This window comes from Caulobacter sp. X, assembly GCF_002742635.1.
Lineage (GTDB): Bacteria > Pseudomonadota > Alphaproteobacteria > Caulobacterales > Caulobacteraceae > Caulobacter.
Map to the genome: position 1 here is coordinate 955,579 of NZ_PEGF01000001.1, position 18,980 is coordinate 974,558.

Here is an 18,980-nt window from a genome sequence, read left to right on the forward strand (position 1 = left end):
GGCCCAAAACGATTAGAGCGCCCCTTGCGAGTCGGAAACCGATTTCGCCGGAGCGCTCTATTCAGGTTCACCTGGTGCGGTCGAGAAGACTCGAACTTCCACGGGTTGCCCCACAGCGACCTCAACGCTGCGCGTCTACCAATTCCGCCACGACCGCTCGTGGTGAGGGGCGGCAGGTAGCAAACTGAATCGGCTTTGGGAAGTCGGAAGTTTCGCGACGAGCGAAACCGATGGGGGCGGATGCTACGCCCCGCCCGCCATGTAGTCGTAGACGTCGGCCGCGCGGGTCACCTGGATGGCGATGCGGTCGTCGCTGATCTGGATTTCGCCGCGGGCGATCGGGTGGTTGTTGGCCAGGATCCAGACCTCGTCATTGGTCTTGGCGTCCAGCGGGATCACGGCGCCACGACCCATGCGCAGCAATTGCTGCATCGGCAGGATCGAGCGGCCCAAAAGGACGGAGATCTCGACATTGACGGCGTTGACCTGGGTCACGAAGTAAGGCCCCTGAACTGACACACGCGACCGACCGGGTCGCCGCGTCCAAGATTGCAAGATTAGGGCCGTATGCTTGCGCTCCCGTTAAACGCTGAAAACACTGGACTTCCGACCATGAGGCGCGATGACGCAGCTCCTGTCGGGTGGGCGGTTTCGACCGACTACGTAGATTACCCGGCAGCGGTTGCCGCCATGGAGGCGCGCGCCGCCGCCATCGCCGACGGCGCGGCGGGCGAGCTGGTCTGGCTGCTGGAGCACCCTCCCCTCTACACCGCCGGCGTTTCGGCCAAGGCGACCGACCTGCTGGCGCCAGACCGCTTTCCGGTGTTCGAGAGCGGGCGCGGCGGGCAATTCACCTATCACGGCCCCGGCCAGCGCGTGGCCTATGTGATGCTCGACCTGACCAAGCGCGGTCGGGATGTGCGCGCCTTCGTCGCGGCGCTGGAGGCCTGGATCATCGACGCCTTGGCCGCCTTCAACGTCACGGGCGAACTGCGCGATGGCCGCGTCGGCGTCTGGGTCGAGCGCAAGGGCGCGGGCTGGAGCCGCGAGGACAAGATCGCCGCCATCGGGGTGAAGTTGCGCCGCTGGGTCAGCTTCCACGGGATCAGCCTGAACGTGGAGCCGGATCTCTCGCACTTCTCGGGCATCGTGCCGTGCGGCCAGACCGAGCACGGCGTGACCAGCCTGGTGGATCTGGGCCTGCCCATCACCATGGACGAGGCCGATGCGGCGCTGAGGAACAGCTTTACGAAGGTGTTCGGAGCGACCGAGGACGCGGCAGCGCCAGTTTAAAATCCCTCTCCCGTGGGGAGAGGGCGGGGCCCATGCGAAGCATGGGAGGGTGAGGGCGTACACCGTCAGCCGCCGAACCCCCTCACCTCCCGCCGCTTCGCGGCGGGTCCCTCCTCTCCCAAGGGAGAGGGGTTCCTAGATCGAAATCGTCTTCAAGGGATTGGGCCCATAACGGTTCGCGCCCTGCTCGCCGCCCATCACGCCCAGCTCGACCACCGCCCAGGCGATGACCAGGCAGAACATGAAGTCGAGGAAGTGCTCGGGCTGGGGCCAGACGGCGATGAAGGCCACCAGGATCAGCAGCGCCCACCAGCCCGACCGGCCGCGATCGTGCAAGCGCTTCGACAGCACGCAGGCGCCCGAGAACAGCAGGGCCGGATAGACCACCCAGCCCGTCAGCCAGTGAAGGGTGTAGCCGGCGATCGCCTCATAGAGGACCGCCACCCCCAGCAGGACCGCCGCCGCGATCAGGAACGGCGTGCGCGCCAGCCGGCCGTTCGACGACAGGAACAGCTCCGCCCACTCGCTACGTTCGCTCATGCTCGCCCTCTTCGAGTCGGCGCTACGCCGACGCGGGCAATCTAGGCGCTAGCGCTGCCGTCAGGAAGGGCGTCGTCGTCAAACGACAGTGGTCGGCCCGCATCCGGATTCTTCGGCGAGGGGCCGTAACGATTGCGGCCCGGATCGCCGTCCAGGAAGCCGTAGTCGACGAAGAGAAAAAGCCCCATCAGGAGCAAGGGAATTCCGAGCACCCATTCGACGATCTGGCCGTAGAGAACCTTGGCCGGCGCGGCGAACAATGCGCCCGTGAAGAGCGCTCCTATGAACGCGACAGAGACCCACGCCGAGCGCCCTCGGTCATGGCCCCGCTTCACCATCAACGCGAAGCCCGGCCAGAAGAAGACCCACTTCAACGCGAGGGCCACGCCTTGGGCGGCGGGCGATGTGAAGCCGACCAGACCCATCAAAAGGAAACCTAGAACGACCTGGACGAAATTAAGCGCTATTCCGCCCAACCAGTATTCCGATCGCCTGATCCGGCCGTCCAAGCTGATGTAGAGGCTGACCAGCCCCGTGAGGAACGTGTTCGCGCGTTTCGCCATGCCTCACCTAAGCGGAAGCTTGCTCGAAACGCAACCTGTGGTCGTTCAGGCGAACTCCACCAGCACCTCGTCGGCCGCGACCGGGTCGCCGCCCTTGGCGTTGACGGCCTTCACGACGCCGTCGCGCTCGGCCCGGATGATGTTCTGCATCTTCATGGCCTCGAGCACGCAGACCACCTCGCCCTCGCGGACCTGCTGGCCGGCGGTGACGTCCATCGAGACGACCAAGCCCGGCATCGGCGACAGCACCAGCTTGGAGGTGTCGGCCGCCTGCTTCTCGGGCAGCTTTCCATGCAAGTCGGCCGAGCGCGGGGTCAGAACCAGCACCCGAGCCTTGGCGGCGCGGTGGCGGATCGTGAAGCCCTCGGCCGCCGGCGTGGCCTGCACGGTGAAGGCCTTGCCGTCCAGCGCCGCCTTGAACACCGGCTTGCCCGGACGCCAGTCGATGCCGGTCAACGACAGGACGCGGCCTTCGTCGAGCAGCTCGACCGTGATGTCGCCCTCCCCGGCCACCTTAACGCGACGCTTCTCATGGCCGACGAAGACGACCCACTCGTCACGAGCCGCCGAGATCAGGCCCGTGGCGTAGGACCGCGCGCGGGCGGCGTAGACGCGCTGCATGGCCGCGCCGACGGCGGTCAGGATGTCCAGCTGGGCCGGGGTCGGGGCCGCGCCGGCGAAGCCTTCGGGGAACTCGTCCTTGATGTAGTTGGTCGAGATCTTGCCCGAGCGGAACCGCTCCTGGTCCATCACGGCGGCCAGGAACGGGATGTTCTGGCCCAGCCCCTCGATGTGGAAATCCTCCAGCGCCCGGCCCATCCCGTCGATCGCCGCGATCCGCGTCGGCGCCCAGGCGCACAGCTTGGAGATCATCGGGTCGTAATACATCGAGATCTCGTCGCCCTCGCGGACGCCGGCGTCGTTGCGGACCTTGTAGCCGTCCTGCTCGCCTTCCGCCGGCGGGTCGTAGCGGACCAGGCGGCCGATGCTGGGCAGGAACTTGCGGTACGGGTCCTCGGCGTAGATGCGGCTCTCGATGGCCCAGCCGTTGATCTTCAGGTCCTTCTGCTCGAAGGCCAGCTTTTCGCCCCAGGCCGAGCGGATCATCTGCTCGACGAGGTCCAGGCCCGTGATCAGCTCGGTGACCGGGTGCTCGACCTGCAGGCGGGTGTTCATCTCCAGGAAGAAGAAGCTCTTGTCCTGGCCGGCGACGAACTCGACCGTCCCGGCGCTGTCGTAGTTCACGGCCTTGGCCAGGGCGACGGCCTGGGCGCCCATGGCCGCGCGGGTCGCCTCGTCCAGCAGCGGGCTGGGGGCCTCCTCGATGACCTTCTGGTTCCGGCGCTGGATCGAGCACTCGCGCTCGAACAGGTGGACGACGTTGCCGTGCTTGTCGCCCAGCACCTGGATCTCGATGTGGCGCGGGCTCTCGATGAACTTCTCGATGAAGATCCGGTCGTCGCCGAAGCTGGCCTTGGCCTCGGCGCGCACGGCCGGGAAGCCTTCCTCGACGTCCTGGCGGTTCCAGGCGACGCGGATGCCCTTGCCACCGCCGCCGGCCGAGGCCTTGATCATCACCGGATAGCCGATCTGCTCGGAGATCTTCACCGCCTCGGCCGTGTCGGCGATCTCGCCGATGTGGCCCGGCACGCAGGAGACGCCAGCCTGGGCCGCGAACTTCTTGCTCTCGATCTTATCGCCCATCGCCTGGATGGCGCCGGGGTTCGGGCCGATGAACACGATCCCCTCGTCCGCGCAGCGCTGGGCGAAGCCCGCGTTCTCCGACAGGAAGCCGAAGCCCGGATGGATCGCCTGGGCGCCCGTCTGCTTGCAGGCGGCGATGATCTTGTCGGCGACGAGATAGGACTGGGCGGCGGGCGACGGGCCGATGTGCACGGTCTCGTCCGCCATCTCGACCGCCAGGCTGCCGGCGTCGGCGTCGGAATAGACCACGACCGTGGCGATCCCCAGGCGACGGCAGGTCTTGATGACGCGAACGGCGATCTCGCCGCGGTTGGCGATCAGGATCTTGGTGAACATCGGCTACTTCCGCCCGTCGTATTTTGTGCTTTGCAGCATGGCCTATCAGGCCGCGTCGGGTTTGCAAGCCTGCCCTTACGGCGCTACACAAAAGGGGCGGAATGACACCGGTTACCAAAAAACGGGATGTCCGCCAGTCGGAGGAGACGGTTGCATGAAGGCGATTTTCCTGGGTTCGGCCTGCGCGCTGATCTTGGCCAACGCGGCCGCCGCCGCCCAGACACCGACCGAGCCCCGGCTGCTTTTCAAGCTTTCGGGTGACAAGGGCCTCGTCGCCGACGTCGCCGCCGGCGACCCCGTCCCCAACTTCGCCGACAAGGTCGCGCCGATCGACGGCAAGGCTGGCAAGGGCTTCCGCGCCGCCGACGACGGCGTCGTCTCGTGGAACGCGCCCAGCAACATCCTGGCCCAGCGCGGCACGCTCTCCTTCTTCTGGCGCTCGGGCTATCCGGTCGGCGTCGCGCCGTTCGTGATCTTCCGCGTCGGCTATGCCGATCACTCCAGCTGGGACATGGCGTTCCTGCGCATCGACTGGAACGGCCACGGCTTCGACGCCTTCGTCACCGACAACGGCCTGGCGCGAACCCGCGTCTCATTCAAGGTCGACAAGAACCCTGCCCCCGACGCCTGGACGCACCTGGCCTTCACCTGGGACGAGACCAGCGGCGTTCAGCTCTATGTCGATGGCAAGCTGGCGGCCAAGAAGGAGGCCAAGGCGGTCTACGACGCAGGTCTCGACCAGTTCGGCGTCGCCGGCCGCGTGATCGCTCCGCACCAGGTGCAGAGCCGCTACAACTTCACGCGCGGCGGCGATCTGGATGAGCTGAGGGTCTATGACCGGGCGCTGGACGCACCCGCCATCGCCGCCCTCGCCCGCAATGAGACGCCGACCGTGTCCGCCCCCGTCGCGACGCTCGACGACCCGGCCGTCCACGCCGCCTGGAAGCAACGCTACGGCTGGAACCTCGCCTCCCCTCCAGTGCTGACCGACGCCCAGACCACGATCCGCAAGGTCGAGTTCGCGGACGTGAAGGACATCAAGGAATGGATGTGGAAGGGCACGGACGGCATCGCCGAAACCACCTGGCCAGGCGTCTACAACCGGTCGCGCCTGCCCGGCCGCGACGACTATTTCCAACTGCCGGACTGGAACGTCTATGTCGACGGCGGCAAGGCCCTGACCCTGACCCTGCCTGACGAGCCAATCAATCGCCTGGAGATCCAGGGCCCGGCCTATGGCGCCCTCACCTGGGCGGCGAAGGCGGGGGACAAGGCGACCAATGTCGGGACCCGCGCCAAGGACCAGGAACGCACCGTCAACACCCTGGCCCAGCCGCTGAAAGGCGGCGTCCTGACCTTCACCAACGTGGCGCAGGAAACCCCGATCCAGGAGATCTGGGCCTATAACGTCTCGGCCGGCGCCGAGCCGAAGGACGCCTTCAAGATGAACTACACGGTCCGCGCCGACGTGGCGCCGGACTATCTGAACCTGGCCGACCTCAACGCCTATATCGCCGGCCGCCATCCTGCTGGCGAGCGCGCCACCGTCGTGGCGATCCCGGAGGGCGCGCCCAACCGTCCGCGCCCGGCGACGGACCTGACGGCCAAGGGCCTGCCGATCGTCCACGTCCTGATCCCGTCGGGGTTCGGCGACGCCCCGGCCGCCAAGCCGCTGGCCCGCAACTGGGCCTATGGCTGGGAGAACGCTCGCGACGGCCTGGACGGGATCGCCATCGACATCCCCGCCCTGCCCGGCGTGGCCGGGACGATCATCCCGCTGAACATCCAGGTGAAGGACCCGATCTGGCCGGGTCGAAACATGATCGACGTCAGCGTCTCGGTGAAGGCCGGCGAAGCGCGCACCGTCTGGCTCGACCTGCGCGACCGCATCCTGACCGCCGACAGCCTGTACCTGACCCTCGCCGCCGACAGCGCCGACTTTGGCCCGAAGGCGCTGGACGGCGCCAAGATCCGCCTGGTGCTGAAGGACCGCGACAAGGCCAAGGTCGAGCACATCGCCGACCGCCTGAACCAGGTGAAGGACAACTGGGCCTTCCTGGTCGAGGAGCACACGACCTCCAAGCGCCAGGGTCTCTACCGTCGCCTCTACGCCGACATCACCGACCTGCTGCGCGTCGATCCCGACAACCAGATCGGTCGCGAATACTGGGGCGACATCACCTATGGCAGCCAGGGCTGGCCCGCGTTCGAGCAGCCAAAGCCCAAGGACAACACGCCCCTGTGGGCCTTCCGGCAGCTCGAGGACCTCAAGCTGGTCTCCAAGTACGTCAACTGGTGGATCGACGAGCGCCAGGCTGATTTCGGCGACTTCGGCGGCGGCCTGTCGGACGACACCGACCTTCTGCAGCAATGGCCGGGACTGGCCCTGATGGGCGTCCAGCCGGACAAGATCACCCATTCGCTGAACCGCCTGACCGACGCGGTCTACAAGAACGGCATGTTCACCGATGGCCTCTCGACCATCGTGACCGACGAGTTGCACGCCTACGAGGAAGGCATCAACAGCAATTCCGAGGCCATGTACGTCAACTACGGCGATCCGCTGGCGGTCGAGCGGCTGTTCACGACCGTCAAGGCGCTGCCCCGCGTCGTTGACAAGAACCCGGCGGGCCACGTCCACTTCAACACCAACTGGTACAGCGGCAAGATCTCGTACCGCGAAGGGCCTTGGGAGTGGCAGAAGCCCTACTCGTTCGGCGTCACCCACCCCTCGATCCTGATCAGCGACTTCAACGGCGACCCGACCGCGCGCGACACGATCATCGGCCTGGCCGACGGCTACCTCGCGCACGTCAACAAGAAGGACGGCTCGTACCCCAACGAGATCAACTGGCGCACCGACGCCGAGCGCGGCGGCACGGTGCTGCAGGGCTCGGGCGCGGATGGCCCGTTCCAGGTCTTCTGGTCCGCCTACCGCCTGACCGGCGATCCAAAGTACCTGGTCCCGATCCAATGGCGGATCGGCAAGAGCGGCCTGAAGTCGCTGGGGTCGATCAACGAGAACGCCCTCACGGAGATGAAGCTGGGCGAGGCCAACAAGGACGCGCTGATCAAGGCCGCGGCCAAGGGCGGGGCGTTCGAGCGCTACGCGGCCTGGTCGTTGACCGGCGACAAGGCGTTCCTCGAGGACCTCTACGCCGACGAGATCCAGTGGAACGCCCAGCACATGTACATGCACACGGAAGGACACTGGTGGTCCGACCGCGTGGAGCTGCCGTCCGACTACCTGCAGCGGACCCGCCTGGGAGGCATCGCCAACAAGCGCACCCAGATGACTCCCGGCCATGTCGTCTCCTGGCGCTTCGACAACGCCGACGGCACGGACGTGGCGCTGCTGGTCAAGGACGCGACCAAGACCAGCTTCAAGGTCGTGGCCTACAACACGACCGACAAGCCGGTGACGGCGACCATGACCGGCTGGAACGTCGCGCCGGGTCAGTGGAGCCTGTCGCAAGGCCTCGACGCCAACGGCGACGACGCCATCGACGGCGTGGCGCAGACCCGCTCGGTCGCCTTCGAACGCAGCCTGGGAACCCAGGTCGTGCTGGCGCCGCGCCAGGCGACCGTCATCGACATGAAGCTGACCTCGGCGGGGGACGATCCGGCCAAGCGCGCCGATCTCGGCGTCGGTCGCGGTGACGTGACGGTGAAGGGCTTGGCCATCACCGCCGTCGTCCACAGCCTGGGCGCCCAGGACGCCGCGCCGGCCAAGCTCGAACTGGTCGATGCGTCGGGCAAGGTGCTGGCCAGCGCGCCGACGCCCGCCCTGAAGGCGCCGCGGGACCTGCTGCCCAAGACCGCCTCGGTGAAGCTGAAAATCCCCGCCGGCGCCAAGGTCCAGGGGCTGCGGGTCCGGATCGCCACGAGCCAAGCCCAGAACACCCGCCTGAACGACGAGGTCGTGCTGCCATGAGAAAGTCCCTGACGCTGATCGCCGCCGGCCTCTGCCTGTTCGGCGCGCCCGCCCTGGCCCAGACGGCCGCGCCGCCGCCCGCGCCCCATCCAGCCTATTCCGGCCGGGTGATCACTCTGGCCGAGGCCAAGTCGGTGGTCGCCGCCGCCGAGGCCGAGGCGCGCAAGAAAGGCTGGTCCATGGTCATCACGGTGGTCGAGTCCAACGGCGCGGTCGTGCTCTCCGAAAAGATGGACGGCGCTCAGTACGGCTCGGGCGAGGTGGCGCTGAAGAAGGCCCTTACCGCCGCCAACTTCCGCCGTCCGACCTCCGAGTTCCAGAACGCGGTGAAGGCCGGCACGCTGAACGCCATCTTCACCGGCGCCATGGCGATCGAGGGCGGCGAGCTGCTGCTGGTCGACGGCAAGATCGTCGGCGCGATCGGCGTCTCGGGGGGCTCGGCGCCGGAGGACGGGATTGTAGCCCGCGCCGCCGCCGCGACACTCAAATAAGCGACTTCAGATAGGCCCGGAACGCGGCCATGGTCATCAGACGGGCGGGGTCGGCCAAGGCTCCGCCCGGATCGTTCTTACGCTGAGGCGCCACCTCGTCATGGCCGAGCACCCGATCCAGGCTGAAGGTCGTCGGGAAGGTCTTCGCTAGGTACAGGCAAAGGTTCGTCAGCGCCTCGAACTGGTCGAAGCTATAGGGCAGATAGGTCCCAGCCTTGATGTTGCCGTCGGCCTCGACGGTGCGGACCTCCGAAGCGGCGAACCATTCGTCGTGGATCGATTTCCTTTGGCAGCGCCCGCGCCCGTCGAGCACGACATTGCCAGCCGCGTCGCGAACCGCGTTGAACCAGGGGCAGAAGACGCCATCCTCCTGCGCCTCGTAGAGACGGCCAGGATTGTTCATCTCGACGCCGACATAGTAGCGCGAGACCCCGCTCCTCTGGGTCACGGGGCATTGGCTGACGCCGGCGTGGGAGCCCCACTCGCTCCACTCGAAGTTCTCGGGCAGGAAGATCGTCCCGGTGCGACTGATCTCGCCGTAGTGGAAGCCGTTGGCCTGGCCCGACCGCATCATGTCCAGGCTGCGGGCGTCGGAGTCCTCCGCGCCGTTTCCGGCCTTCTTGATGCGATAGGCGTCGAAGTGGACGATCAGCCCTTCCAGCCCGCTCGGCCGGCGGCCTTGGACGCGATGGCGGACGCCCGCCGCGACCTTAAAGCGGGGCGGGACATAGTCATGAAGGTGATGACGATCGGGACGTTCGGCGTCCTCCTCGACCAGCGGTTGGAAATCCCTGCACCCGCCAGCCCAGACGTACTCGCCGCCGCCGAGATCGAACCACTGGCTGACGCCTGAGACGAGGTCGCCCGTAACGGAATTCCTGACGGGAAAGCGGGTCCCAGCCTCGATGACCCTCGCCTTGAGCGAGGTCGTGCGCGGCTTGTCTCGTCGGACATTCAGCCGCCCCGCCGCCTCGACCGATCCCCGCCCAGGTGGAAATGGATCCGCCATGTCGCCGCCCCCTCACGTCACAAGAACGTATCAGGAACGGCGATGAATTGCAATCTATGAGACTAATTCACGCGTCGGAAAACTCTTGAGCGAACATCGTCTCGTAGCCGGCGATCATCTCCTCAGCTTCTGGAGCCACGAGGCGCGCCACCGCGGCGGCGAAGGTGACCGGGGCCAGGCCCGAGGCGCTGACGACCTTGCCATCCGTCACCGCCTTCGGCGTGTCGACATAGTGCTCCGCGCCCGCATAGCCCGGAACGACGCCTTCCAGCCAATCCTTGCCGTTGGAGGTGTGCTTGCGGCCCTCGAAAAGACCCGCGCGCGCCAAGGCGGTCGTGCCGGCGCAGATGCCGGCCACCGGCTTGCCGTCGGCGAAGGCCTGGCGCAGCAGGGCCGTGATCCCAGCGGCCTCGCCCTTCGACCATTCATCGCTGCCGATCAGGATGAAGAGGTCGGCGTCGCTGAGCACCGGATCGTCGAACCTATAGTCGGCGGCGGCCAGGATCCCCCCGATCGAGGTCTCCGGATCGCCGGTCGGAGTGGCGATCTCGATCTGAACCTTCAGGTGCTCGCGCAGCAGGGCCAGCACGGGACCAGCCTCCCAATCGGCCCAACCCGGCTGCAGAAAGGCGACGGCGACAGTCATGATCACTCCTGGTGCTACCGGTTCGGCGCGCGAGCGCCTACATTGGCAGTCATGACAGACGCAGCCGCCCTTTCAACCGCCGGGTTCGATCTCACTCCGCCGACGGAGCCCGAACGCGAACGCCTGGAGGCCGACCTGACGGCCGAGGAAGCGCGCGTCCTTCTGCACCATGGCACCGAGGCCCCGTTCTGCGGCGGCCTGCTGGGCGAGAAGAGCCCCGGCGCCTACTGCTGCCGCCTCTGCGGCCTGCCGCTGTTCAAGCACGAGACCAAGTTCGAAAGCGGCACCGGCTGGCCCAGCTTCTACGCGCCGTTCGCCGAGGATCACGTGATCGGCGTACGCGACACCTCGTACGGCATGGTTCGGATCGAGACCCGCTGCGCCCGTTGCGACAGCCACCAGGGCCACGTCTTCCCGGATGGTCCTCCCCCGACCCAACTGCGCTACTGCATCAACTCGGTGTCTCTGCAGTTCGTGAAGTCGGGCGATCCCCTGCCCGATCCGCTGCACCGGGGCGACAAGATCGGCTGATCGGCGAGCGAAACGGCGGTCTCGCCTCAGCTTTTCTCAATTCCTATCGAATTCATATGAATTGAGCGGGGACCGCGAAACGCGCCATTTGCGTTCGACGGCTTCCAGTTGCCCCGAGCGCATCATGACCCCCGCCCCGCACGCCTTCGAAACGCCGCGCCGCCATCGCCGCCGCGACCTCGACGGACCACCGATCCTGATCGTGCCGGGCCTGTACAATTCCGGCCCGGATCACTGGCAGACCCATTGGGAGCGCGAGCTTCCGAACGCCGAGCGCGTCGAGCAGCAGGATTGGGAGCGCCCGTTGCTTGGCGACTGGACGATCAGCCTGGCCGAAGCGGTGCGCCAGCGGCCGGGCGCGATCCTGGTCGCCCACAGCCTGGGCTGCGCCCTCGTCGCCCACTTCGCTCAAGTCACGGGGGGGCGCGGCGTGGGCGGGGCTATGCTGGTCGCGCCGGCCGACGTCAATCGTGAGGGTCCGGCCGGACGTCTGCTGGTCGGTTTCTCGCCGATCCCCCGCCAGCGCCTGCCCTTCCCCAGCCTAGTCGTCGCCAGCCGCAACGACCCCTATGTCGAGATCGAGCGCGCCGAAGCCTTCGCCCGTGGCTGGGGCGCCGAGTTCGTCGACCTCGGCCGCGCCGGCCACATCAACGTCGATTCTGGCCACGGCGCTTGGCCGAAGGGCCGGACCTTGCTCAAGGGCCTAGTCGACCGGGTCGCAGCGACGCGGCGACTCTAGGCCGGCGTCACGCGTAGCAAGGCTTCCGGCGGCAAGGCGCGCGGCGTGAAGCGGGCCTCGCGCACCGCGCCCTTGAAGTAGTCGATCTTGTTCATCCGGGCGCCGACCGACGAACGTCCCTGCCCTTGCGGCTTGAAGGCCATCTCGACTTCGCCCTGCAGCTGACCGTTGACGAAGGCGCGGTAGGTCCGCCCGTCATAGCTCTGGGCGACCCAGCACCAGCGGCCGACCGGGAAGGTCTTGTCCTGGAACAGCAGGGTCTGCTTGTAGCCAGGTCCCGTGGCGAAGGCGTCCAGGCTCCAGGCCTCGCCGGTCACGCGGATCTCGAACAGCATACGGGTGACCGAAGGCGGAGCGTCGGGCGTCGGGTCTTCTTCGTTCAGATGGAACCAGCGCTGAGCGAAGACACCGCCGTCGGGCCGGAACAGCGCCTCGAAGGTGAACTGGGACATGCCGGCCAGAGGATGGCGATCGATGACCAGACGGTCGTCAACGCCGTCGAACTGCACGGCTTTGCCGTAGGGCGTGTCTACTAGGCGCGGATCGCCCTCGACCGTCGTGGCGAAGCCGCCAATGTTGGTCAGGCGATCGAAGATCCAGCGCGTCTGGTCGGGCGCGTCGCGCGGCGGCCGCCGCCCCATGGCGAAAGCGTCGACGCCCGCCGACAGCGCGCCCACGCCGCCGAGCACGACTCGCCGCCCGATCGGTCGCGACAGCTCGCCGAAGCCCTTAAACGCGGTCATGACGTCTTCTCCCCGGCGCGCTACTGACACCGGTATCAGCGTCGATGCTGCGGTCATGCCGGGACTTTTTCAAGCCGAAACCGGCGCTTGGCTCTTAAGGAAGAAAGAGTTGGTGCGGGCGGTCGGGGTCGAACCGACACTCCTTTCGGAACCGGATTTTGAGTCCGGCGCGTCTACCAGTTTCACCACGCCCGCAGGCTTCGCAACGCGAAGGGTGGTCTTCCTAGCAGGCGTCGACGGTGAATTCCAGTCTCGCGACGACCGGTCTAGCATCGAAGTCCACGGAGATTCCCGATGCCTCGTCCTGGCCCGCGTAACCTGATCACCGACGTCCCCGGCCTGACCGTGGGCTGTGTCGAGGACGAGGCCGTTCGCACCGGCGTGACGGTGCTGCTGTGCCCCGAGGCCTGGACGGCGGCGGTCGATGTGCGCGGCGGCGGACCGGCCGTGCGCGAAACCGACACCCTGCGCCCAGAAAACAGCTTCTCTCGCGCCCACGCGATATGCCTGTCGGGCGGATCCGTGTTCGGTCTGGGGGCCGCCGACGGCGCGGCGATCGCCCTCTCTGCGCGCGATGTCGGGGTCAAGCTGGCGGCGGGCTCTCCGGCGATCCCGATCGTGCCGGCCGCGTCGCTGCACGACCTGGGCAACGGCGGCGACAAGGCCTGGGGCCTCGCCCCGCCCTATCGCCAGCTTGGCATGAAGGCGGTGGAGGCCGCCGGCGTCGACTTCCCGCTAGGCTCGGTTGGCGCGGGCCGGGGCGCCATGGCGGGCGTGGTCAAGGGCGGCCTCGGCTCGGCCTCTCTGGACCTGGGCGACGGCCTCATCGTCGGCGCGCTGGTGGCGGCCAATCCGGTCGGCTCGGTCTACATGCCCGACGGCGAGACCTTCTGGGCCTGGCCGTTCGAAATCGACAGCGAGTTTGGCGGACGGCGTCCCGGCCCGATGCCGACGGCGATCGAGCCGATGCCCGACGACAGCAAGCTGGGCGCCATGGGCCGCCTGCGCCCCGGCGCCAACACCACCCTGGCGATCGTGGCGACGACCGCCGACCTCAGCACGGCCGAGGCGCAACGCATGGCGATGATGGCGCACGACGGCATGGGGCGCGCGATTCGCCCGGCCCATACGACCTTCGACGGCGACATCGTCTTCGCCCTGGCCTCGGGCGCGACGGCTCTGGGCGAAGGTCCTGGACGGTCGGCGGGCCTCGCGCGCCTTGGGTCGTCGGCGGCGGATTGCCTGGCGCGCGCCATCGCCCGCGCCGTGTTCGAAGCTAGGGCGGCGTGATCGTCTCGCCGCCGGCTAGCTGGATGGCGGCGGTCTCAAGATGGTTCAGCAGACGCTTGAAGGTCGCGACCTCGCTGGGCGCCAGGCCGGCCAACAGCGTGGCCTCATAGGCCAGGGCCAGAGGCGCGATCTCGGCGAACAGCCGGCGACCGGCGGCCGTCAGCTCCAGGGTGTGCGAGCGGCGGTCCGAGCGCACCGTGGTGCGGGCGACCAGGCGGCGAACCACCAGATCCTGAGCGGCGCGGCTGACGCGGACCTTGTCCATGGCCGTGCGGGTGACGGCGGCGTGCTGGGTCAGCGCCCCCTCGGCCAGAACGGACATCAGGCGCCACTGCGGGATCGTCAGTCCGAAGCGGTCCTCATAGGCGCGGGCGATCAGGCGGCTGACGGCCGCCGAGGCGGTGGCCAGGCGATAGGGTACGTAATCGGAAAGACTGACACCGGCTTCGGGCGCGTCAGGCGCGCCCGGCGTAAGCGGAGAGACCGTGGCGGTCATGTCCCGTTCCTTTCGTCCTCCCAGGCGCGACCGCCTTGAAGGAGCGGCCTTCGCCAGTCCATCACGCTGGCCGGACCCTGGCGTTTCGGTCCGGTGCGCGTCTTGATCTGAGCGCGGCGAGCTAAACCCACAATGCCGCCCGGCGACCACCCTCTCGATGACGCAGTTTCGCACGCCCCGTGGGCAGAGAATAGCTCTCTCGCCTCGCAGAGTGGCGTTTCCATGCCTCGACTGGGCTGAAACAGGCGTTTTTGTCTTCGCGGCGGCGAGTCAGGACCCGCCCTAGGCGGGACGCGGAATTGTCGCAGACGCGCGCGCGCCATGATCATAGCGCGACGGGCCGCCATAGACGGCGACCTCGCAAAGGATGTCGCCGCCCTCCTCAGCCGCCCAGATGTAGCTGCGCTCCACCTCGACATAGCGGCCGGCCGGCGAGATTCCCTCGAAGGTGTCGCCCCAGGGGATGATCCCACGCAGATCCTGCCACCGCAGGGTCAGGGCCCGCGAAAGCTCGTCGCGGGCCATCGCCTCCAGGTCGGGATCGTCCGCCAACAACTCAGCCTTCGGCGGTGTCGCGGAAATAGGCCTCGACCTCGCCCTGCAGCTTGATGGTCATCGGGTTGCCCTTGCGGTCCAGCGTCTTGCCGGCCGCGACGCGCACCCACTTCTCGCTGATGCAGTATTCCTCGACATTGGTCTTCTCGACGCCCTTGAAGCGGATGCCGATGCCGCGTTCCAGCAGATCGGCGTCGTAGTAGGGGCTGTCGGGATTGACGGAGAGGCGGTCGGGAGGCGTGTCGCTCATGGTCTTCCAACTTGGATGCGGGCGCGCTGGCCCGTGTCTTGGCCGGCGGTGATACCCACGAAACGCGGAAAGTCCAAATCGGACAGCCGCCCGACGCCGTCGCCTAGGTCTGTTGATCGTCCTTGATCGGATCCGCGGCCGAGACCACCCCGTCCTCGTTGGTGTCGTGGTGGACGAACATCCGCCAGCCGGAATAGTCGAACTCGGCCCGGGTGATCGCGCCGCTCTTGTCGCTGTCCAGCACATGGAAGCGCACGTCGGTCTGGCGCATCTGGCGCTCGCGCTCCTCTTCCTTCTTCTCGGGCGTCCGGTCCGAGGCGTCCAGCTTCTTCTCGAGGCGGGCCTTGAACTCGGCGACATACTCGGCCTGGGACAGCACGCCGTTCTTGTCAGAGTCGGTCTTGTCGAACTGAATCGTCCGGGTGGCGGCGTACTCGTCCTTGGTGACGACGCCATCGCCGTTTTGATCCTGTTCCTTGATGAAGATGTCCCGGGCGTGGGAGGCGGCGCTGGCCGGACCGGCCAGCAGCGAGGCGAAGAGAGCCGCCCCAGTGAAGAAGATACGGGTGTTCATGGCGTGTCCTTGTTTAACGAGAGGGTTCACGGGAGGGATTCGAAGGTCAGGGCGTAGGTGTGGCTTTGGCCGGGCCGCCCCTGTCCCGCGGACGCCACCCGGTGGCGGCCCTGGATCTGGTAGACGCCGGACCGCTCAACCTTGAAGGCCACCTGCCCCTTGGCGTCGCTGACCAGAATCTTCGGCGGCGACTTGACGTCGGCGTAGCGGTCGTCGGCCGCGCTGAGCGTCACCGTCAGGCCGGCCAGCGGCTTACCGTCGAACAGAGCTTCGAACACGACCGGCCGCCCGGTGACGATCTTGCTGGGATGAGTGATCGGGCGGAACTCCAGCCCTTTCCCGATGGGGGCCAAGGCCGCGTCGCTCGGCGCGCCGCGCGTGACATAGACCTCGGCGGTCGTAAGGCTCTGCATGTCGATGGCGTCGGCCGGCGCCTTCTCGCCTTCGAAGAATTTCCACTCCCCGCCGACCAGAGCGGCCTTGGCGACCCGACCAGCCCGCTGGCCCGTCGTGATGCGATAGGTGCCCGGCGCCTCGGTCGCCACTTCGAAGACCGCCAGTTGGCGCAGGTAGGTCGGGGACAGCGCCGTGCGCGTCCCATCGGGACCGATCACCGCGTAGGCGTCGGACTTCATCACCACCTCGGGCGTGAAGAAACTTTCGGTGAACGCCCCCTCGACAGTGATCAGCTTGCGGTCCGAAGCGTCGAACACGCTGGGCAAAAGATAGGGCGAATGAGCCTGGGCGGCCGTCACGGCGAGGCCTAGCGCGAGCGCGCCGCCCAGCAGGCCGGCGCGAAGAGAACGGATCATCGGGGACATTCCTGACATCGCCGAAACGCGGCGATGTCGACTTATTGCGATTAGTTCTGAGAATCAATTGCAAATAGCTTGACCACGTTTCGACCTCGCTCTACCCCGTCGCCATCAATTGCGAATGGTTCGCATATAACCATCGAAGGGGATATCGATGTCTCGCCTGAAGCTGGCCGCCCTGGCGGCCGCCTCGACCGCCGCCCTGCTCGCCTCGACAGCCTTGGCCGCTGAAAACGCCACCGCGCCCGCCGACGCCACCGAAGTCGACAAGGTCACCGTGACGGCCACGCGTTCGGAGAAGCCTGTGTCGAAGGCGCCGGCGACCGTCAGCGTCATCTCGGCCGACGAGATGGAGGACGGGCTGGTGAAGGACATCAAGGACCTGGTCCGCGACGAACCCGGCGTCGCTGTGCGCACCGCCCCCGCCCGCTTCACGGCCGCCGGCGCCTCGACCGGGCGCGACGGCAACGCCGGCTTCAACATCCGCGGCCTGGAAGGCAATCGCGTGCTGATCGTGGTCGACGGCGTGCGCGTGCCGGACGGCTTCGCGTTCGGCGCCCAGTCAACCGGACGCGGCGATTATGTGGATCTCGACATCCTGAAATCGGTCGAGATCGTGCGCGGCCCCGCCTCGGCGCTCTATGGCGCGGACGGCCTGGCGGGCTCGGTCAGCTTTATCACCAAGGATCCGTCCGACATCCTCAAGCCGGGCCAGAACGTGGCCGGGCGGGCGCGGGCGTCCTACGCCTCGGCGGATGAAAGCTGGAGCGAGAGCTTGGTCCTGGCGGGGCGCACGGACCGCTGGGAAGCTATGCTGGCCTATACCCGCCGCGACGGAGAGGGCCAGAAGACGGCCGGGACCAACGACTCGGCCAACACCGACCGCACCACCGCCAACCCCGAGGACAACCAGTCCAACGCCGTCCTGGGCAAGCTGATCTACAGCCCCAATGACCGCAACCGTTTCCGCCTGACCGTGGACCATCTGGACCGCGATGTGGATTGGACGGTGCTCTCGGCCATCGCCAAGCCGCCGCTGGCCTCGACCAGCGTGATCGGCCTGACCGCCTTCGACCGCATGAAGCGCGATCGCGTCAGCCTGGACCACCGCTTCGACGGCGGAACGGGCCTGATCGAGGCCGCCCAGACCACGCTCTACTGGCAGCGCAGCAAGACCCGCCAGTTCTCGGCCGAGGACCGCAACACCGCCGCCGACCGCACGCGCGACGCGACCTTCGACAACCGCGTGTTCGGCGCGGGCGTCGAGCTTCATAGCCGTTTCGAGACCGGCGCCTTCGCCCACGACGTCGTCTGGGGCGGCGACGCCTCGATCACGCGTCAGCAGGGCACGCGCGACGGCACGGTCCCGCCGGCCGGCGAGACCTTCCCCGGCAAGGCCTTCCCGACCACCGACTTCACCCTGGCTGGCCTTTATGTGCAGGACGAGATCAAGGCTGGACCGGTGACGATCTATCCGGCCGTCCGCCTCGACTACTACAAGCTGGATCCCAAGGCCGATCCGCTGTTCACGACGGCCGCTTCCGGCCAGAGCGACACGCACCTCAGCCCCAAGATCGGGCTGGTCTGGGACGCGACGGACCTGGTGACGCTGTTCGCCAACCTGGCCGCCGGCTTCAAGGCCCCTTCCCCGTCGCAGGTCAACACCGGCTTCGCCAACCTAGTCTCGAACTACAAGTCGATCTCGAACCCGGACCTGAAGCCCGAGACCAGCCGCACGCTCGAGGGCGGCATTCGCCTGCATCGGGACCGCTGGCGGGTGGCGTTGACGGGCTTCACCGGCGAGTACGACGACTTCATCGAGCAGGTGCAGGTCTCGGGGAACTTCACCGCCGCCAATCCGGCGGTCTACCAGTACGTAAACCTGTCGGGCGTGAAGATCAGCGGGGCCGAGGCGAAGGGGTCGTTCGACCTGGGCTCCGGATTCACGGCCAAGGCGGCGGTCTCGTATGCGCGGGGCTCCTCGCGGACCAATGGCGTCAACACGCCGCTGGCCTCGATCGATCCGGTGAAGATCACGGGCGGGGTCAACTACCGCGCGCCTTCGGGCAAGTTCGGCGGCGAGCTCAGCGTGATCCACTCGGATCGCAAGTCCGCCGGCCGCGCCGGGGTCACCTGCGCGGGGACCGGCGGCAGTTCGGCCAATAACTGCTTCATGCCGCCGTCGTTCACGGTAGCCGACCTGACGGGTTGGTGGGCGGTGACGGACGCCGTGACGGTCCGCGCCGGCGTCTTCAACCTGACCGACGAGAAGTACTGGTGGTGGAGCGACATGCGCGGCTTGGCCGACAGCTCGACCGTCAAGGACGCCTACAGCCAGCCTGGACGCAACTACAGCGTCTCCCTCGCGCTGAAGTTCTAGGCGACTGAACGGCGCGCGCGGACTGCAAGCCGCGCGCGTCGACATCCTTGCGGACAAGGACGCCTGGCCCTGCTAGCTACGGGCTCTCACC

18 protein-coding genes, 2 tRNA genes and 1 pseudogene are annotated in these 18,980 nt (G+C 67.4%); 7 read left to right on the forward strand and 14 right to left on the reverse strand.

The window, feature by feature from the left end:
• Positions 1-72: 72 nt before the first annotated feature.
• Positions 73-157 (reverse strand) — tRNA-Leu (locus CSW60_RS04290).
• 86 nt (positions 158-243) lie between these two features.
• On the reverse strand, positions 244-555 hold the full coding sequence (locus CSW60_RS04295) for a FliM/FliN family flagellar motor switch protein (protein WP_099536078.1): 312 nt from the start codon (positions 553-555) through the stop codon (positions 244-246).
• Between the two features lie 12 nt (positions 556-567).
• Between CSW60_RS04295 and lipB the strand changes: the two genes are divergently transcribed.
• Positions 568-1,293, forward strand: a complete 726-nt coding sequence (gene lipB / locus CSW60_RS04300; RefSeq protein ID WP_099536079.1) for a lipoyl(octanoyl) transferase LipB — start codon at positions 568-570, stop codon at positions 1,291-1,293.
• Between the two features lie 135 nt (positions 1,294-1,428).
• Here the strand turns inward: lipB and CSW60_RS04305 are convergent, their stop codons facing one another.
• From CSW60_RS04305 to CSW60_RS04315, 3 genes are read right to left on the reverse strand one after another with little or no spacing between them, the layout of a single operon-like run.
• The gene (locus CSW60_RS04305) at positions 1,429-1,833 is read right to left on the reverse strand and encodes a DUF805 domain-containing protein (RefSeq protein ID WP_099536080.1); all 405 of its coding nucleotides are present in this window, start codon (positions 1,831-1,833) and stop codon (positions 1,429-1,431) included.
• Positions 1,834-1,874: 41 nt separating this feature from the next.
• Positions 1,875-2,396, reverse strand: a complete 522-nt coding sequence (locus tag CSW60_RS04310; protein WP_099536081.1) for a DUF805 domain-containing protein — start codon at positions 2,394-2,396, stop codon at positions 1,875-1,877.
• Positions 2,397-2,441: 45 nt separating this feature from the next.
• The gene (locus tag CSW60_RS04315; protein ID WP_099536082.1) at positions 2,442-4,436 is read right to left on the reverse strand and encodes an acetyl/propionyl/methylcrotonyl-CoA carboxylase subunit alpha; all 1,995 of its coding nucleotides are present in this window, start codon (positions 4,434-4,436) and stop codon (positions 2,442-2,444) included.
• Between the two features lie 23 nt (positions 4,437-4,459).
• Between CSW60_RS04315 and CSW60_RS04320 the strand changes: the two are divergent.
• Positions 4,460-8,370, forward strand: a pseudogene (locus tag CSW60_RS04320) (LamG-like jellyroll fold domain-containing protein).
• Positions 8,367-8,861, forward strand: a complete 495-nt coding sequence (locus tag CSW60_RS04325) for a heme-binding protein (RefSeq protein WP_099536084.1) — start codon at positions 8,367-8,369, stop codon at positions 8,859-8,861. The pseudogene CSW60_RS04320 and the gene CSW60_RS04325 overlap by 4 nt, the downstream one beginning before the upstream one ends.
• On the opposite strand, the gene CSW60_RS04330 is transcribed toward CSW60_RS04325, so the two are convergent.
• Together CSW60_RS04330 and CSW60_RS04335 are read right to left on the reverse strand one after the other, a co-directional pair.
• Positions 8,854-9,870: an N-acetylmuramoyl-L-alanine amidase gene (locus tag CSW60_RS04330; RefSeq protein WP_099536085.1), complete on the reverse strand. Its 1,017-nt coding sequence runs from the start codon at positions 9,868-9,870 to the stop codon at positions 8,854-8,856. The two genes, CSW60_RS04325 and CSW60_RS04330, sit on opposite strands and share 8 nt — an antisense overlap.
• Before the next feature lie 67 nt (positions 9,871-9,937).
• Complete coding sequence (locus CSW60_RS04335) at positions 9,938-10,516, reverse strand: type 1 glutamine amidotransferase family protein (protein WP_099536086.1); 579 nt, start codon at positions 10,514-10,516, stop codon at positions 9,938-9,940.
• A gap of 51 nt (positions 10,517-10,567) precedes the next feature.
• Between CSW60_RS04335 and msrB the strand changes: the two genes are divergently transcribed.
• Positions 10,568-11,047, forward strand: coding sequence for a peptide-methionine (R)-S-oxide reductase MsrB (msrB, locus tag CSW60_RS04340; protein ID WP_099536087.1), 480 nt, complete (start codon positions 10,568-10,570; stop codon positions 11,045-11,047).
• A gap of 124 nt (positions 11,048-11,171) precedes the next feature.
• Positions 11,172-11,786 carry an alpha/beta hydrolase gene (locus CSW60_RS04345; RefSeq protein WP_236634211.1) on the forward strand — a complete coding sequence of 205 codons (615 nt, stop codon included), beginning with the start codon at positions 11,172-11,174 and terminating at the stop codon, positions 11,784-11,786.
• Here CSW60_RS04345 and CSW60_RS04350 read toward each other — a convergent pair.
• Positions 11,783-12,529, reverse strand: a complete 747-nt coding sequence (locus tag CSW60_RS04350; protein WP_099536088.1) for a LamG-like jellyroll fold domain-containing protein — start codon at positions 12,527-12,529, stop codon at positions 11,783-11,785. The two genes, CSW60_RS04345 and CSW60_RS04350, sit on opposite strands and share 4 nt — an antisense overlap.
• A gap of 110 nt (positions 12,530-12,639) precedes the next feature.
• A tRNA-Leu gene (locus CSW60_RS04355) sits at positions 12,640-12,724 on the reverse strand.
• A gap of 99 nt (positions 12,725-12,823) precedes the next feature.
• Between CSW60_RS04355 and CSW60_RS04360 the strand changes: the two genes are divergently transcribed.
• Positions 12,824-13,819 (forward strand): P1 family peptidase, encoded by a 996-nt coding sequence (locus CSW60_RS04360; protein ID WP_099536089.1) that lies wholly within the window; start codon positions 12,824-12,826, stop codon positions 13,817-13,819.
• Here CSW60_RS04360 and CSW60_RS04365 read toward each other — a convergent pair.
• The 5 genes from CSW60_RS04365 to CSW60_RS04385 form a co-directional block, all read right to left on the reverse strand.
• The gene (locus CSW60_RS04365) at positions 13,806-14,315 is read right to left on the reverse strand and encodes a MarR family winged helix-turn-helix transcriptional regulator (protein ID WP_066681894.1); all 510 of its coding nucleotides are present in this window, start codon (positions 14,313-14,315) and stop codon (positions 13,806-13,808) included. The two genes, CSW60_RS04360 and CSW60_RS04365, sit on opposite strands and share 14 nt — an antisense overlap.
• A 282-nt stretch (positions 14,316-14,597) precedes the next feature.
• The gene (locus tag CSW60_RS04370; RefSeq protein ID WP_099537545.1) at positions 14,598-14,840 is read right to left on the reverse strand and encodes a hypothetical protein; all 243 of its coding nucleotides are present in this window, start codon (positions 14,838-14,840) and stop codon (positions 14,598-14,600) included.
• A 31-nt stretch (positions 14,841-14,871) separates the two neighbouring features.
• Positions 14,872-15,120, reverse strand: a complete 249-nt coding sequence (locus CSW60_RS04375) for a DUF3297 family protein (RefSeq protein WP_062099782.1) — start codon at positions 15,118-15,120, stop codon at positions 14,872-14,874.
• A 103-nt stretch (positions 15,121-15,223) separates the two neighbouring features.
• Positions 15,224-15,694 carry a hypothetical protein gene (locus tag CSW60_RS04380; RefSeq protein WP_099536090.1) on the reverse strand — a complete coding sequence of 157 codons (471 nt, stop codon included), beginning with the start codon at positions 15,692-15,694 and terminating at the stop codon, positions 15,224-15,226.
• Positions 15,695-15,720: 26 nt separating this feature from the next.
• Positions 15,721-16,506: a DUF4198 domain-containing protein gene (locus CSW60_RS04385; protein WP_099537546.1), complete on the reverse strand. Its 786-nt coding sequence runs from the start codon at positions 16,504-16,506 to the stop codon at positions 15,721-15,723.
• Between the two features lie 157 nt (positions 16,507-16,663).
• On the opposite strand from CSW60_RS04385, the gene CSW60_RS04390 reads away from it, so the two are divergent.
• A complete protein-coding gene (locus CSW60_RS04390; RefSeq protein WP_099536091.1) occupies positions 16,664-18,889 on the forward strand; it encodes a TonB-dependent hemoglobin/transferrin/lactoferrin family receptor in 2,226 nt (741 codons plus the stop codon).
• The last annotated feature ends 91 nt before the right edge of the window (positions 18,890-18,980 follow it).

What these genes read in the sequence shown, in the direction of transcription:
- CSW60_RS04390 (WP_099536091.1), top strand. Translation starts at nt 16,664, where the DNA reads ATGTCTCGCCTGAAGCTGGCCGCCCTGGCGGCCGCCTCGACCGCCGCC.
- lipB (WP_099536079.1), top strand. Translation starts at nt 568, where the DNA reads ATGCTTGCGCTCCCGTTAAACGCTGAAAACACTGGACTTCCGACCATG.
- CSW60_RS04365 (WP_066681894.1), bottom strand. Translation starts at nt 14,315, where the DNA reads ATGACCGCCACGGTCTCTCCGCTTACGCCGGGCGCGCCTGACGCGCCC.
- CSW60_RS04350 (WP_099536088.1), bottom strand. Translation starts at nt 12,529, where the DNA reads ATGACCGCGTTTAAGGGCTTCGGCGAGCTGTCGCGACCGATCGGGCGG.
- CSW60_RS04305 (WP_099536080.1), bottom strand. Translation starts at nt 1,833, where the DNA reads ATGAGCGAACGTAGCGAGTGGGCGGAGCTGTTCCTGTCGTCGAACGGC.
- CSW60_RS04380 (WP_099536090.1), bottom strand. Translation starts at nt 15,694, where the DNA reads ATGAACACCCGTATCTTCTTCACTGGGGCGGCTCTCTTCGCCTCGCTG.
- CSW60_RS04385 (WP_099537546.1), bottom strand. Translation starts at nt 16,506, where the DNA reads ATGATCCGTTCTCTTCGCGCCGGCCTGCTGGGCGGCGCGCTCGCGCTA.
- msrB (WP_099536087.1), top strand. Translation starts at nt 10,568, where the DNA reads ATGACAGACGCAGCCGCCCTTTCAACCGCCGGGTTCGATCTCACTCCG.
- CSW60_RS04325 (WP_099536084.1), top strand. Translation starts at nt 8,367, where the DNA reads ATGAGAAAGTCCCTGACGCTGATCGCCGCCGGCCTCTGCCTGTTCGGC.
- CSW60_RS04310 (WP_099536081.1), bottom strand. Translation starts at nt 2,396, where the DNA reads ATGGCGAAACGCGCGAACACGTTCCTCACGGGGCTGGTCAGCCTCTAC.
- CSW60_RS04345 (WP_236634211.1), top strand. Translation starts at nt 11,172, where the DNA reads ATGACCCCCGCCCCGCACGCCTTCGAAACGCCGCGCCGCCATCGCCGC.
- CSW60_RS04375 (WP_062099782.1), bottom strand. Translation starts at nt 15,120, where the DNA reads ATGAGCGACACGCCTCCCGACCGCCTCTCCGTCAATCCCGACAGCCCC.
- CSW60_RS04335 (WP_099536086.1), bottom strand. Translation starts at nt 10,516, where the DNA reads ATGACTGTCGCCGTCGCCTTTCTGCAGCCGGGTTGGGCCGATTGGGAG.
- CSW60_RS04370 (WP_099537545.1), bottom strand. Translation starts at nt 14,840, where the DNA reads ATGGCCCGCGACGAGCTTTCGCGGGCCCTGACCCTGCGGTGGCAGGAT.
- CSW60_RS04360 (WP_099536089.1), top strand. Translation starts at nt 12,824, where the DNA reads ATGCCTCGTCCTGGCCCGCGTAACCTGATCACCGACGTCCCCGGCCTG.
- CSW60_RS04330 (WP_099536085.1), bottom strand. Translation starts at nt 9,870, where the DNA reads ATGGCGGATCCATTTCCACCTGGGCGGGGATCGGTCGAGGCGGCGGGG.
- CSW60_RS04315 (WP_099536082.1), bottom strand. Translation starts at nt 4,436, where the DNA reads ATGTTCACCAAGATCCTGATCGCCAACCGCGGCGAGATCGCCGTTCGC.